General features: G+C 62.8%; 14 protein-coding genes. 10 read left to right on the top strand and 4 right to left on the bottom strand.

Annotated elements, in window-relative coordinates; genetic code table 11:
- The first annotated feature begins 137 nt into the window (after positions 1-137).
- The 3 genes from J4721_RS07905 to J4721_RS07895 all read left to right on the top strand — a co-directional run bounded on the left by J4721_RS07905 (position 138) and on the right by J4721_RS07895 (position 3,122).
- Positions 138-341, top strand: coding sequence for a hypothetical protein (locus tag J4721_RS07905; RefSeq protein ID WP_014875158.1), 204 nt, complete (start codon positions 138-140; stop codon positions 339-341).
- A gap of 201 nt (positions 342-542) precedes the next feature.
- Entirely contained in the window at positions 543-2,588 is a 2,046-nt protein-coding gene (locus J4721_RS07900; RefSeq protein ID WP_014880465.1) for an acetyl/propionyl/methylcrotonyl-CoA carboxylase subunit alpha, read from the top strand.
- Between the two features lie 9 nt (positions 2,589-2,597).
- On the top strand, positions 2,598-3,122 hold the full coding sequence (locus tag J4721_RS07895) for a hypothetical protein (protein WP_247655942.1): 525 nt from the start codon (positions 2,598-2,600) through the stop codon (positions 3,120-3,122).
- Positions 3,123-3,210: 88 nt separating this feature from the next.
- On the opposite strand, the gene J4721_RS07890 is transcribed toward J4721_RS07895, so the two are convergent.
- Positions 3,211-3,816 (bottom strand): DUF4174 domain-containing protein, encoded by a 606-nt coding sequence (locus tag J4721_RS07890; protein WP_102883719.1) that lies wholly within the window; start codon positions 3,814-3,816, stop codon positions 3,211-3,213.
- A gap of 202 nt (positions 3,817-4,018) precedes the next feature.
- On the opposite strand from J4721_RS07890, the gene J4721_RS07885 reads away from it, so the two are divergent.
- The 7 genes from J4721_RS07885 (at position 4,019) to J4721_RS07855 (ending at position 10,751) form a co-directional block, all read left to right on the top strand.
- Positions 4,019-4,954, top strand: a complete 936-nt coding sequence (locus tag J4721_RS07885; RefSeq protein WP_211002337.1) for a hypothetical protein — start codon at positions 4,019-4,021, stop codon at positions 4,952-4,954.
- A complete protein-coding gene (gene scpA, locus J4721_RS07880; protein WP_211002338.1) occupies positions 4,917-7,040 on the top strand; it encodes a methylmalonyl-CoA mutase in 2,124 nt (707 codons plus the stop codon). The genes J4721_RS07885 and scpA overlap by 38 nt, the downstream gene beginning before the upstream one ends.
- A gap of 338 nt (positions 7,041-7,378) precedes the next feature.
- Positions 7,379-7,981 carry a VOC family protein gene (locus J4721_RS07875; protein ID WP_211002339.1) on the top strand — a complete coding sequence of 201 codons (603 nt, stop codon included), beginning with the start codon at positions 7,379-7,381 and terminating at the stop codon, positions 7,979-7,981.
- Positions 7,978-8,502: a GNAT family N-acetyltransferase gene (locus J4721_RS07870; RefSeq protein ID WP_211002340.1), complete on the top strand. Its 525-nt coding sequence runs from the start codon at positions 7,978-7,980 to the stop codon at positions 8,500-8,502. Before J4721_RS07875 ends, J4721_RS07870 begins: the two co-directional genes overlap by 4 nt.
- Positions 8,503-8,511: 9 nt before the next feature.
- Positions 8,512-9,210, top strand: coding sequence for a molecular chaperone DjiA (locus tag J4721_RS07865; protein ID WP_014875151.1), 699 nt, complete (start codon positions 8,512-8,514; stop codon positions 9,208-9,210).
- Entirely contained in the window at positions 9,191-10,186 is a 996-nt protein-coding gene (locus tag J4721_RS07860; RefSeq protein WP_102873988.1) for an endonuclease/exonuclease/phosphatase family protein, read from the top strand. The genes J4721_RS07865 and J4721_RS07860 overlap by 20 nt, the downstream gene beginning before the upstream one ends.
- A gap of 136 nt (positions 10,187-10,322) precedes the next feature.
- Positions 10,323-10,751, top strand: a complete 429-nt coding sequence (locus J4721_RS07855) for a hypothetical protein (RefSeq protein WP_211002341.1) — start codon at positions 10,323-10,325, stop codon at positions 10,749-10,751.
- 60 nt (positions 10,752-10,811) lie between these two features.
- Here the strand turns inward: J4721_RS07855 and J4721_RS07850 are convergent, their stop codons facing one another.
- The 3 genes from J4721_RS07850 to J4721_RS07840 are packed head-to-tail and all read right to left on the bottom strand — an operon-like array spanning position 10,812 to position 14,250.
- Positions 10,812-12,356: a Ppx/GppA family phosphatase gene (locus J4721_RS07850; protein ID WP_211002342.1), complete on the bottom strand. Its 1,545-nt coding sequence runs from the start codon at positions 12,354-12,356 to the stop codon at positions 10,812-10,814.
- 47 nt (positions 12,357-12,403) lie between these two features.
- Entirely contained in the window at positions 12,404-13,174 is a 771-nt protein-coding gene (locus J4721_RS07845; RefSeq protein WP_102883715.1) for a chromosomal replication initiator DnaA, read from the bottom strand.
- An 8-nt stretch (positions 13,175-13,182) separates the two neighbouring features.
- A complete protein-coding gene (locus tag J4721_RS07840; protein ID WP_014875146.1) occupies positions 13,183-14,250 on the bottom strand; it encodes an AI-2E family transporter in 1,068 nt (355 codons plus the stop codon).
- Positions 14,251-14,345 lie beyond the last annotated feature (95 nt).

Raw genomic sequence — 14,345 nt, 5'->3', positions numbered from 1 at the left:
GAAGCTTGCCAATTGCCCCCCAGTGTTTGGCAGGCTTCTGCGCATCCTCTTGATGCAGACCGGATATCCTTGCCTCCTGTCCGGGGGGCTGCAAACAGTTGTGCAGAGCTTGGATCACACAACGAAGGATCACCCCCATGCAGGCAAAACTCATTCTCGCGGCCTTTGGCCTTTGCACCACACTTGCCGCCTGTGGCGACACCACGGGCGAACAGGTTGTCTATGGCGCCGGCGCCGGTGCGGTCGGCTCGGCGTTGCTCAACGGCAATCTCGTCGCAGGCGCTGCCGTTGGCGCTGCGGCCAATGTCATCTACTGCAAGGAAAATCCGCGCAAGTGTTAAGAAGACCGCTTGCCCGCAGACAGGCCTGACGCCTGATCGCTTGCCCCGCGCGGGTAAGGGGCTGCGCCGCATATCCACCGCACAAAGGCTGCGCCCGGAGATTTCTCCGGCGTGGCCTTTTTTGTGCTCCGACGAAGCCAAGACCGTGGCGGGGGCATGTCCTCGCGCCTCACGGAAGACACCGAAGACAAGGGACAGCCAATGTTTGAGAAGATCCTGATCGCCAACCGGGGCGAAATCGCCTGCCGCGTCATCAAGACCGCCCGTAAGATGGGTATCAAGACCGTTGCCATCTACTCGGACGCCGACAAGCAGTCCCTGCATGTGAAAATGGCCGACGAGGCCGTCCACATTGGCCCGCCGCCCGCGAACCAGTCCTATATCGTCATCGACAAGGTGATGGAGGCGATCCGCGCAACCGGCGCGCAGGCGGTGCATCCGGGCTATGGTTTCCTGTCGGAAAACGCCAAATTCGCCGAGGCGCTGGCCGCTGAAGGTGTCGCCTTTGTCGGCCCGCCGGTCGGCGCGATTGAAAGCATGGGCGATAAGATCACGTCCAAGAAAATCGCGCAGGAGGCCGGTGTTAGCACCGTGCCCGGCTACATGGGCCTGATCGCCGACGCGGATGAGGCGGTGAAGATTTCCAACGAGATCGGCTACCCGGTGATGATCAAGGCCTCCGCCGGCGGCGGCGGCAAGGGGATGCGGATCGCCTGGAGTGACGCCGAGGCCCGCGAAGGCTTCCAGTCCTCCAAGAACGAGGCCGCGAATTCCTTTGGTGATGACCGGATTTTCATTGAGAAATTCGTCACTCAGCCGCGCCATATTGAAATTCAGGTGCTCTGCGATGCCCATGGCAACGGCATCTATCTGGGCGAGCGGGAATGCTCGATCCAGCGTCGTAACCAGAAAGTGGTGGAAGAAGCGCCGTCGCCCTTCCTCGATGAGGACACCCGCCGCGCCATGGGTGAACAGGCCGTGGCGCTGGCCAAGGCGGTGGGCTACGCCTCCGCTGGCACCGTGGAATTCATCGTCGATGGCGACAAAAACTTCTACTTTCTGGAAATGAACACCCGTCTTCAGGTGGAACACCCGGTCACCGAACTGATCACCGGTGTGGATCTGGTCGAACAGATGATCCGCATCGCCGGTGGCGAGCCGCTGTCGATCACCCAGAACGATGTCAAACTGAACGGCTGGGCCATTGAAAACCGTCTCTATGCCGAAGATCCTTATCGGGGGTTCTTGCCTTCTATCGGGCGTCTGACCCGTTATCGCCCGCCCGCCGAAGTGGCTGCAGGCCCGCTGCATGACAGCGGCAAATGGCAGGGTGATGCGCCTGCGGGGGAACTCGCTGTGCGCAATGATACCGGCGTCTTTGAGGGCGGTGAGATCTCAATGTATTACGACCCGATGATCGCCAAACTCTGCACCTGGGGCCCAACGCGCGATGCGGCGATTGCGGCAATGCGCGACGCGCTCGACGGGTTTGAGGTTGAGGGGATCGGTCACAACCTGCCGTTCCTCAGCGCGGTGATGGATCACCCGATCTTTATCGCGGGCACCATGACCACCGCCTTTATCGAAGAGCAATATCCCGAAGGTTTCAATGGGGTGGAGCTGCCGGAACAGGATCTGCGCAAGATCGCCGCCGCCTCTGCCGCCATGCACCGCGTTGCCGAAATCCGCCGCACCCGCGTGTCGGGCCGGATGGACAACCACGAACGTAAGGTCGGCAGCGACTGGGTTGTGACCCTTCAGGATGTGTCGTTCAATGTGACCGTTGACGCCGATCGTGACGGCTCCACCGTGCGCTTTGACGATGGCAGCGCGCTGCGCGTCGCCTCCGACTGGACGCCCGGCGACCAGTTGGCGCGGCTCACTGTGGGCGATGACAGCCTGGTGGTCAAAGTCGGCAAGATCTCAGGCGGCTTCCGCATCCGCTCGCGCGGGGCCGATCTGAAGGTCCATGTCCGCACCCCGCGACAGGCCGAACTGGCCAAGCTGATGCCTGAGAAAATCGCACCTGATACGTCCAAGCTGCTGCTCTGCCCGATGCCGGGTCTGGTGGTGAAACTGGAGGTCGAAGTCGGCGATGAGGTGCAGGAAGGTCAGGCGCTTTGCACGATTGAGGCGATGAAGATGGAGAACATCCTGCGCGCCGAGAAAAAAGGCGTGGTCAGCGCGATCAACGCCGCCGCTGGTGACAGCCTCGCCGTTGACGAAGTGATCATGGAATTCGAATAACACGACATGATGTCGGTGCAGTCATATCACAAACTGGCGCGTGTCGCCTGTGTTGCGCTGGCCCTTTCGGGGCTGGCGGGCTGCGCCTTGCAAGATGAGGCGGCGGCCCGTGCCGCCGTCGGCGATTGGGTACAGCTGGGCGAGACGCAGTATTATTTCTCCCGCCGCAACTGCGCCGCTGGTGTGTTTGAGGTGAAGGCCACCCGGATTTCATCGCTGCTGACCAAGGCGCGCTCCATCCGGGCGGGGCTGCGTCACCTCGACAACAACATACCCGTCGCCTTTGAGGTTGAGGGACTGTCGCCCAATATGGTCTCGGTTCAGGTGATGACGATGGATCAGGGGCGCGGCAATGGCATCTTCGCAGCCGGGATTGTTGGCAAGGACTGTATGCTGGAGGAGGTCAGCCGCGCTTATCTCCTGGCGCTTCTCGATCCGACATCGGTGCTGATTTACGAGCCACGTGCCCGCTTCATGGCGGTTGTGGATCGCAGCAACAGACGCCTGTTCTACGCGCAGGGCGGGGGGGCGTGATGCGCTCCCGCTCGTCCCTTGGCTCTCGGCAAGTTGGTCCTGGCGGGTCCCTCAACGGCCGCGTCGGCGGGTACCGGGTTGTGTCCACTCAGCTGCCGCGCCGCTCCTCCACCTCGCGCAGGCGGGAGGGGAATTTGTCGATGGTCCGGCTCAGCTCGCGCACGGTCCAGGGTTGCGGTTTGCGTAATTTGACACCGCCATCCTTGCCGATCAGCACCAGCATGAACCCCCGTGGCCGCAATTTCTTGCGCAGCGCGGATGTCACGCCGGGGTCGGTATCGGTCAACACGATGACATCGCGCTCCAGCAGGGCCTCGGCCCCGTCCGCCAGCCGCTCCATCTGTTCGTGGAAACGCGGGTCAGCAGGGCTGTCGGCAAAAACCACGATGGGCCGGTGCAGCCACATCAGATCGTTCAGCTCAACGCTGGCGCCGGGGCGCACCAGCTGCACCAGCGGGTCGGTGGGCGGATCGGCGACTTCCGCCATCGTCTGGGCGTCACGTGCCCCTTGCGATCCGGTCTCCTCCGCCACGATCGCGGAGTCATCCGCAGCGACAGCAGCGGCCTGTTGTGCAACGCCCGCAGATGGCAGCCCCATGGCAAGCAGAGCCGCCAGCCCAAGTATCCCAGCCGATCCAAGCAGCGGTTCGGCCGGCCCAAAACGGGTTTTTCCAAAGACAAACAAGTGTTTCATCAGCTCTCCTGTAGCGATGAATATATGCCCCATCGCGGTAATTGCGATGGGCAATCCCGCGCGTGGGGCAAAAAAAACATGTCCCTGCAAAACCCGCGCACGGCGCATTAACCGCATCGTCAGCCTCCCTGTGGCAGGCTCTTGGCCTCTGCAAACCCGGCAGTCCGCCTTGCGCGACGCCACCATCGGGACAGGACTGGCCATGGATATCATGCTGCATATCGGCGCGCATCGCTGCGCAACGGGGTATTTTCAGGGCTTCCTCGCCCATCATGCGGCGCGGCTGCGGCAGGACGGGCTTGCGATCTGGGGGCCGGAGCAGACCCGCAACGGGCTGTTCCACGGCATCCAACCCGGCCCGGCGCCGGTCACAGGGCGCGATCTGGCAACCCGCGCGCGGGGCCGTCTGCGGCTGCGGATCGCGACAGAGGCCGCCGCCGGCGCCCAACGCCTGCTGATCAGTGACACGGATCTGATGGGCGGTGCCCATGACCTTCTGCAGCAGCGCCAGCTCTATGCCGGGGTTGGCGTGCGGCTCGCCCGCTTTGATGCGGCCTTTGACGGGCAGGTGCGCGACGTGATGCTGAACCTGCGCAGCCCGGATCGCTTCTGGACCTCGCTGCTGACCCAGATGGTGGCCAATGGGCACCCGCTGCCCTCGGCTGCGGTGCTGGGTCAGATCGCCGCCCATCCGCGCAGCTGGCGCGATGTCATCACGGATATCGCCTGCGCCATGCCCAATGCCCGCATCCGTGTGATGCCTTACGAGACCTATGGCGACCGGCCCGAGGTGCAGCTGTCCCTGCTTGCAGGCCTGCGTCTGGCGCGGATGCCCCGCGCAGATCGGCTCAACCGCTCCGACGGTCTGCCGACCCTGCGCCATCGCTTGGCGCCTGATGTGGCCCGCGATCTGCCGCGCGGGGAGGGCCGCTGGAGCCCGTTTTCCGACATTCAATCCGCAGTGCTGCGCGAGCGCTACGCCGACGATCTGATGTGGCTGCAAGGCGGGGCCGATGGTCTGGCAGAGCTGATGCGCGACCCTGACAAACACGCGGTGGGCTTGAACCCGCCCCCCTACGACCTGACAAGAGGAACTTCCGATGACGACCAAAACCGACGATTGGCGGGCTCTGGCTGAAAAGGAACTGCGCGGCCGCCCGCTGGACGCGCTGACCTGGAATACGCTGGAAGGTATTGATGTCAAACCACTCTATACCGAGGCCGATACCAAAGAACTGCCCCATATGGGCACCATGCCCGGCTTTGGCCCCTTTACCCGTGGGGTGAAGGCCACGATGTACGCAGGCCGCCCCTGGACCATCCGCCAATATGCGGGCTTTTCCACGGCTGAGGAATCCAACGCTTTCTACCGCCGCAACCTCGCCGCCGGGCAACAGGGCGTTTCGGTGGCCTTCGATCTTGCCACCCACCGCGGCTATGACAGCGACCACCCCCGCGTGATGGGCGATGTCGGCAAGGCCGGCGTGGCCATCGACAGCGTTGAGGACATGAAAATCCTGTTTGACGGCATCCCGCTGGATCAGGTCTCGGTCTCGATGACGATGAACGGCGCGGTTATCCCGATTCTGGCCAACTTCATCGTCGCGGGTGAGGAACAGGGCCATGACAAATCGCTGCTGGCCGGCACCATTCAGAACGACATTCTGAAGGAGTTCATGGTCCGCAACACCTATATCTATCCGCCTGAACCCTCGATGCGGATCATCTCGGACATTATTGAGTACACCTCGAACGAGATGCCCAAATTCAACTCTATCTCCATTTCCGGCTACCACATGCAGGAGGCCGGCGCGAACCTGGTGCAGGAGCTGGCCTATACCCTCGCAGACGGGCGCGAATATGTGCGCGCGGCGATGGAGGCGGGCATGGACGTCGACAAATTCGCAGGTCGTCTGAGCTTCTTCTTTGCCATTGGCATGAACTTCTTCATGGAAATCGCCAAGCTGCGTGCCGCTCGCACACTCTGGCACCGGGTGATGACCGACTTTGATGCCAAGAATGACCGCTCCAAGATGCTGCGCACCCATTGCCAGACCTCGGGCGTGTCCTTGCAGGAACAGGATCCCTATAACAACGTGATCCGCACCGCCTACGAGGCGATGTCGGCGGTCCTTGGCGGCACGCAAAGCTTGCACACCAACGCGCTGGATGAAGCCATCGCGCTGCCCACCGATTTCTCTGCCCGCATCGCCCGCAACACACAGCTGGTCCTGCAGGAGGAAACCGGCGTCACCAATGTGGTCGATCCGCTGGCGGGCTCCTACTATGTCGAAAGCCTCACCAATGAGCTGATCGAGAAAGCCTGGGCGCTCATGGAAGAGGTCGAGGAGATGGGCGGCATGACCAAGGCCGTGGCCTCCGGCATGCCCAAACTGCGCATCGAGGAAAGCGCGGCCCGTCGTCAGGCAATGATCGATCGGGGTGAGGAGGTGATCGTCGGCGTTAATAAATACCGCAAGGAAAAGGAAGACCCGATCGACATTCTGGACGTCGACAACGTCAAGGTGCGTGACAGCCAGATTGCCCGACTGGAACAGATCCGCTCCAGCCGCGACAGCGCCGCCTGCGAGGCCGCGCTGGAGAACCTGACCCGCGTCGCAAAGGAAGGTGGCAACCTTCTGGCCGCCGCTGTCGAAGCCGCGCGTGCGCGCGCCTCTGTCGGAGAAATCAGCATGGCAATGGAAAAGGAATTCGGCCGTCACAGCGCCGAGGTCAAGACCCTCGCCGGTGTCTACGGTGCCGCCTATGAGGGCGACGAAGGCTTTGCCGCCATTCAGAAATCCATCGAAGACTTTGCCGAGGCCGAGGGCCGCCGCCCGCGTCTTCTGGTGGTCAAGATGGGGCAGGACGGTCACGACCGCGGCGCCAAGGTGATCGCCACCGCCTTTGCCGATATCGGCTTTGACGTCGACGTGGGGCCGCTGTTCCAGACCCCGGAAGAGGCCGCGCAGGACGCCATCGACAATGACGTGCATGTGGTCGGGATCTCCAGCCAGGCCGCAGGGCACAAGACGCTGGCCCCGCAGCTGGTGAAGGAACTGAAGGCGCAGGGCGCCGAGGATATCATCGTGATCTGTGGCGGGGTGATCCCGCAGCAGGATTACCAGTTCCTCTATGACAATGGCGTCAAGGCGATCTTCGGCCCCGGCACCAATATCCCCGAAGCGGCGCAGGACATCCTGAAGCTGATCCGCCAAAGCTAAGTGCCGATGGTGCGCGTGGGGTCTCTCTGCGCGCACCCATCCGCACCGGCATTGAGACACCCATAGTGCTCCCGCCCCCGCAGGTGGGTTTGCCCCTTGGGCAAACGCCCCCTTTGCGGCCTTGGGCGTGGCAGCCAGCCTATTCGGCTGGCTGCCTGCATCGCGCTTGGCGCGATGCGATGCCCAACGGGAGCGGCTGCGTCTGAGACGCGGTCGAGGACGGGCGGGAGCGGCGCTGTCTGCCTCCTCACATGCCGCCAATATTGCCGCTTGCGCCCCGGCGATGTCCGGCTAGTCTCGCGCTGATGCAATGGCAGTGCCGGAAGAGGGGAGACATCATGGAGCTGGATCATCTTGCTGTGGCCGCAGATACGTTGGACGCGGCGGTCGCCCATGTGGAGGAAAGCCTCGGCGTGCCGATGCAACCCGGTGGCGGCCATGCGGTCTTTGGCACCCACAACCGGCTTCTTGGGCTTGCCGATGGCCTCTATCTCGAGGCCATTGCCATCGACCCAGCCGCCACACCGCAGCGCAGCCCGCGCTGGTTCGATCTGGACCGCCGCGGCGGCCCGGCACGGATCACCAACTGGATCTGCCGCTGCGCCGATCTCGCAGCCGCGCTGGCGGCAGCCCCGGAGGGCGCGGGCGAGATTGTCGATCTGCAACGGGGCAATCTCAGCTGGCAGATGGCGGTGCCGAAGGATGGCATCCTGCCCTTTGACAATATGTTCCCGGCCTTGATGCAATGGCACAGCCCCCATCCCGCCGCCGCGCTGATCCAGCAGGGCTGTACCCTGCGCCGTCTGCATCTGTCGCACCCGGACAGCACAGCACTGGCGCAGGCTCTGCCGCTGCGCGATGCACGGGTGGAACTGCATCATGGCCCCGCCGCCTTCGAGGCCGAGTTCGACACGCCCCATGGGCCAAGGGTGCTGCGATGATCGTCCGGGCGGCCACGGCAGCGGATGCAGAGGCAATCGCCGCGATCACCAATCAGATCATCCGCGACACGCTGATCACCTTCACCACGGCGGAAAAGACCAGCGCGCAGGTCAGGGATGAGATCGCCGAGAAAGGCGCATATGTGCAGGTGGCCGAGGAAGCGGGTCAGATCCTTGGCTACATCAGCCTTGGTGGGTTTCGCACCGGTCCCGGCTATGCCCGCACCTGCGAACACGCGATCTATCTGGCTGAAACGGCCCGTGGTCGCGGGGCAGGGCGGGCGCTGATTGCCGCCATTGAGGCGGTCGCGCGTGCCGCTGGGATCCATGTGCTGGTCGCAGGGATCAGTGCCGTGAACGCAGGCGGGTTGGCCTTCCACGCCGCCATGGGGTTCGTCGAGGTGGGGCGAATGCCGGAAGTTGGACATAAGGTCGGCCAGTGGCTTGACCTGGTGCTGATGCAGAAAATTCTCTCACCCAAAGGGGTTGGCCCCGCTGACAGCCCGGTCAAAGCAGGGTAGTCTGACCGCATGTCACTCTGGACCCGCATCACCGAAGCGCTCTCTGCGCTGGCTTCTGGCCAGAGCCTCAGCGAGGTGTTCGACAGCCTGCGCGCACCGCCGGAACGCAGTGTCGCCTTTGCCATTGCAGTGATCGCGCTTGGCGCCAAAATGGCCAAGGCGGACGGGCAGGTTACCCGTGACGAGGTCACCGCCTTTCGCGAGGTGTTTCAGATCGCGGCGGAGGATGAGGCAGGTGCTGCGCGGGTGTTTGACCTCGCACGCACGGATATTGCCGGCTACCAGGACTATGCCGCGCGGATCCAGAAGATGTTTGCAAATGACCCGCAGACGCTGTGCGATCTGATGGAAGGGCTGTTCCACATCGCCATGGCGGACGGGTTTTATCATCCCGGCGAGAATGAATTCCTGTCAGAGGTCAGCCGCATCTTCGGCCAGAGCGAGCAGCAATTCATGGCGCTGAGAGCGCGGTTTGTCGCCGATGCGCCGCGTGATCCCTTCACGGTTCTGGGGGTGTCCCCCGAGATGCCACGCGAAGAAATCCGCCAGCATTGGCGTAAACTGGTCCGCGAAACCCACCCTGATGCGATGATGGCGCGCGGTGTGCCCGAGGAGGCGGTGCGCCTTGCGGAAAAACGGATGATCGACATCAACCGCGCCTGGGATGAAATCAACGGATGCGGTGGCCATGCGGCTCGTCACCTATAACGTCGAGTGGTTCTCCTCGCTGTTCGGCGCAGATGACAGGTTGCTGATGGACGGCGGCACATCGGGCCGCCATGGCGTGGACCGTGACCGTCAGACCCGCGCCCTGGCGCAGGTGTTCAAACATCTGGATGCCGACGGCATCATGGTGATTGAGGCCCCGGATACCAACAACCGCCGCAAAACCCTGCGCGCGCTGGAGCATTTCGCCAAGGAGGCCGGTCTGCGCAGCACCGAGGCGGTGATCGGCTTTGCCAATGACACCCAGCAGGAGATCGCCTTTCTCTACGATCCGAAGGTGCTGCGTGTGGCCCATACTCCCGGTGACAGTGACGAGGCGCCGCGGTTTGATGGTGTTTTTCACATTGATCTGGATGTCGATGCGCAGAAGGACGCGGTGCGGTTTTCCAAACCACCGCTGGAGCTGACCGTGACCACAAACGGGGGCCGCGAGATCTCTCTGATTGGGGCGCATCTGAAGTCAAAGGCCCCGCATGGCGCGCGCTCCGAGGATCATGCCGTTACCCTGTCGATTGCGAACCGGCGCAAACAGCTGGCACAGGCAATCTGGCTGCGCCGCCGGGTTGAGCAGCTTTTGGCCGAGGGGCGGGACGTCGTGGTGATGGGCGATCTCAACGATGGGCCGGGGCTGGACCAATATGAACAGCTGTTCAACCGCTCCTCGGTGGAGATCGTGATGGAGAGCGATCTATACGATCCCAACGCCCAGAGCCTGCTGCAACCCCGGCTGCGGGTGATGCCCAGTTCCGCGCGCTTCTATGATAAGGCAAACAAACGCTATTTCAGTGCCTTGCTGGACTATATCATGGTCTCATCCGGGCTGCGCCAACCGGCAGCCAGCTGGCGGATCTGGCACCCGTTTGAGGATGCGGCCTGTTATGAGGATGTGGCGCTGCGCGAGGCGCTGCTGGCGGCCTCCGATCATTTCCCGGTCAGCCTTGATCTGGATCTGACGTGACAGCGGCCAACTCCGCCAAGGGCCGCAGCGCATACCGCCGGGTCTGCGTCCTCTTCAATCCTGACGTGGTCTGCCTATATTGACGGCAGGCAATCCCTGCCCATGCCAACCTGTTCATGCCAAAGGGGGCAAGACCATGATGCCTAGGTTTCAAATGACAGCGCAATTGAGCCGTATCCTTGCGCTTTCAGGACTGTTGATGCTGCCGCTGACGCCATCCGCGCAGGCGGAAAACGCGCCTGCGTCCGAGGATGAAGGCAGCAGCCTGATGCAGCGCGGGGCAGGGCTGTTCTGGGAAGGCCTGCGTCAGGAGATGGCCCCGGCAATCGACGATCTGCAGGCGCTGGCGGATGACTTCGGGCCAAGCCTGCAAGGGTTCCTGTCTGAGATGGGACCGGCACTGGCCGAGATCGCAGGCAAGGTCGAGGATTGGAGCGTCTACGCACGCCCCGAAATCCTGCCCAATGGCGATATTATCATACGCCGAAAACCCGAAGCCGCGCCGGATGAAACACCGGAGGGGCAGCAGGATGAGGTGTTGCCCGAGGGGACAACCGACCTCTGAACATCACAGCAGGCCCGCCCTCTGCCGCAGCTCGCTATCAGATTTGAAAGATGCGGAGGATCACTTGCGGATCTTCACCCGCACCTCTGCCTCCAGCGAGCGGGCGAGGGAATTCAACCGTGCTTCGGCAACCTCACCAAACAGCGGCTCCGCCTCGCGGGGGAGTTCCAGCAGCAGATGTTTTTTGCGCGGCTGCCAGACCAGTTTGCCGATGTCGCCATCCTTGCTGACCATCAGCATGGCGCCAAATCGCATCGCCTTGCCAAGGATTTCTGCCTCTTTCTTGCCGCGCTCATCCAGGAGGTCATAGAGGTATTCAAACGCTGTGCCCTGCCGCTTGTTGCGGTAGCGGTGTAGCAGCGCCAGGCCCAGAAACACCCGTTCAGAATGTTTCAGCCCGCCCAGATTGGCGCGGGTGGCATTGTCGAAACAGACTTCGGCGCGGTAGTCGGGGTGGGCGCGCCAGCTGACGTCATGCAGCAGGCAAGCGGCCTTGACCAGCCGGGTTTTTGCGTGATCCGAGGCTTTGAACAGGGGCGAGACAAATTCATAGAGCGTGCGGCCAAAGCCGGGGATACGGGCGTCTTTCTTCTCGGCAAAGCGGCTGGCCTCAATCAGCGGGTCCCGGTTGCGCAGACGCTGCGGCATCTGCTCATAGAGCAGCCCCTCGCGGATACCATAGCTGGAGACGGCAATATCCTTGGGTTTGAAGGTCTTGACCAGACGGGATAGGACATCGGCCGCATAGGGCACCAGTGACATCCGGGCGGTGGAAATGCCGCATTCGCTGCGCAACGCTTCCAGATTATGGGTCTCGATATAGCGCAGGGTTTCGCGCACGTCCTGCGCATTCATGCGATACTCATGCAGCACCCTCAGCGGGTAGCCCCGCCGGGCCATGTCGATCCGCGCAATTGCCCGCCAGCTGCCGCCGACCAGAAACAGCCGGTCGTTCTGCTGACCCATCTCGTTGCGCAGGCCTTCCATAACTTCTGTGATATGCGCTTTGCGGCCCCGCCTGCCGCCGGGAATGTCGCGCAGCTTCAGCGGGCCGAGCGATGACGTCACGCGTTTGCCAACCTCGCCGTCATGGATCTCTGCCAGCTCCATGGAGGAACCGCCGATATCGCAGACCAGACCGTAAGACCCCGGCCAGCCCAGCAGAACACCCTGGGCGGACAGGCGAGCCTCTTCCTGACCGTCAATGACGTGAATTTTCAGCCCGGTGTCATGCAGAACCTCTTCGCAGAAATCCTCGCCGTCGCTGGCATCGCGTACTGCTGCAGTGGCCACCACCGACAGTGGCGGCATGTCCATGCCCTCGGCCAGATGCTGAAACCGGCGCAGGGCGGACAGCGCGCGGGCGCGCCCTTCGGGGTTCAGGCGACCGGTCTCTGACAGGCCCGCCCCAAGCGCACACATGATTTTTTCATTGTAGAAATAGGCGGGGCTACGGGCGGCGCCGTCGAATATCACCATCCGCACCGAGTTGGAGCCGACGTCGACAACGCCCACCCGCGACAGGGCGCGGACGCCGGGATCGTCAAACAAGGGGCGCTCAAATGGCCCCCAATCGGCGGTGGCAGGCTCCGGTGTCACGTGCATGTTGGCTCCGTTACGTGTCGTCAGGATGGGGGATCGCAGGGCGCGGGTCAATCGCCGGATGTGGCCGGGTCGGCTGCCTCTGCGGCATCTGTTTTCGGATCGGTCTCTGCGCTATCGCCCGCGTCTGCCGATGCCGTTGCGGGCCGGGTCGGGCGGTCGGACATCAACTCCACCGCCAGCACGCGTGACACCATGCGCCCCTCAGTGAGGGAGAGACGATCCAGCTCCTCCACGATCTGTGAGGCGGCGGCAAAAGAGCGGTCCATATGGGCAACCAGATAGGGGATCACATCAGGCTTCGGCGTGATCTGGCGGTCATTGAACAGCTTGGCCAATACCACCGACAGCAGGGCGTCATCCGGTGGTTGCAGCTGCGCATGCGGCGCGCCCTCGATCCGGCTTTGCAGGTCGGGCAGGGACATGCCCCACAGATGCGGTGCCGCCCGGCCGGTCAGCATCAGGGCGTGGCCATTGGCCAGCACCAGATTGTGTAGGTGAAACAACGCGTCCTGCGCAGGCGCGCTGTCGGCAATATCCGGCACATCCTCCACCGCAATCGGACCATCGGCCAGATGCGGGACATCTTCCTTGGTCAGCTGCCAGGCGGGAATGATCTGCGCGCCGGAATTGCTGGCCCAGACGTGCACCAGATGGGTTTTGCCAGAGCGTTTTGGCCCGCTCAGCACCAGCTTGCCGCCCGGCCATGCGAAGGAGGGATCCAGCATCGCCACGGCCATGGCATTGGAAGGGGCGACAAAGAAATCGTCCCGCCCAAGCGCCGGTTTCGCCGGGAGATCAAAGCTCAATTGCTGTGCCATGGGGGAATTCAGTCCGCGTCGTGAAAGGCTTTGCCCTGATAGAGGCGACTGTCCAGATACTGCTCAACAAGGAAACGTGCAATCACCCCAAGTGCGGCGGCAACGGGCACCGCAATCAACATGCCGACAAAGCCAAACAACGCGCCAAAGACCGACAAGGCCAGCAGCAACCAGACCGGATGCAGCCCGACTGAATTGCCCACCAGTTTGGGGGTGAGCAAATTGCCCTCAATCACCTGACCAATGGCAAAGACGCCGGCCACCATGCCGATCGACCACCAGTCACCCCAGAACTGAAACAGCGCCAGACCAATAGCCAATGCGCCGCCGATCAGGGCACCCAGATAGGGAATGAAGGTGACAAGACCAGCGATAAAGCCAACGGCCAGACCAAAGTTCAGCCCGACCAGCATCAGGGCAACGGCGTAATAGGTGCCAAGGATCAGACAGACGGTGCCCATGCCACGGATGAAGGAGGCCAGCACCTTGTCAATGCGCGCGGCCAGTTCGCGGATGGTGGGGGCATGGTCGCGTGGCAGCAGCTCATCAATGCGGGCGACCATCCGGTCCCAGTCCAACAGCAGATAGACCGCCACAACCGGGACGATCACAAACAGGATCAGCACATTGACCAGCGACACAGCCGAGCCGACAACGCCTTCCAGCACGCCGATGGCCTTGCTTTGCAGGGTCTGGGCAATGGACACGATGGTCTGTTGCGCGCGGCTGCCCTCGTCAAACAGGGATGGTGCCTGCTGCTGTACAAAGTCCCGCAGGTTCTTGAAGGCCTCCGGCAGCACCTTGGCGAGATCCAGCATCTGGTAGATCAATGTTGGCACCACCACCAACAGAATGATGGCAAACAGCAGTACTGCAAAAACGGTGATCACCGCGGTGGCGGCAGTCCGGCTGAGGCCCATCGCCTCCAGCCGGTCGGCAATCGGGTCAATCAGATAGGCAATCGCCGCACCCAGCACGAAGGGCAGCAGCACATCGCCAAGCGCCCAGAGCACAACCGCGATAACAACCGCCGCAATGCCCCAGTATTTCATCTGTTTCTGTGCGGGAAGAGCCATTGTTGCGTCCTTGCTGTCAGCCCGAGCCTGCGGCGCGTGTTCGATCCAAGTCTTCGCCGATGCGCCGCGCTGATGCAACCCGTTGATGTGGCCCG

Origin of the sequence: Phaeobacter sp. HS011, assembly GCF_018101215.1 — a bacterium.
GTDB classification, from domain to species: domain Bacteria; phylum Pseudomonadota; class Alphaproteobacteria; order Rhodobacterales; family Rhodobacteraceae; genus Phaeobacter; species Phaeobacter inhibens.
Note: the sequence above shows the minus strand (reverse complement) of the source record. Positions and strands in the feature narration are given on the sequence as shown.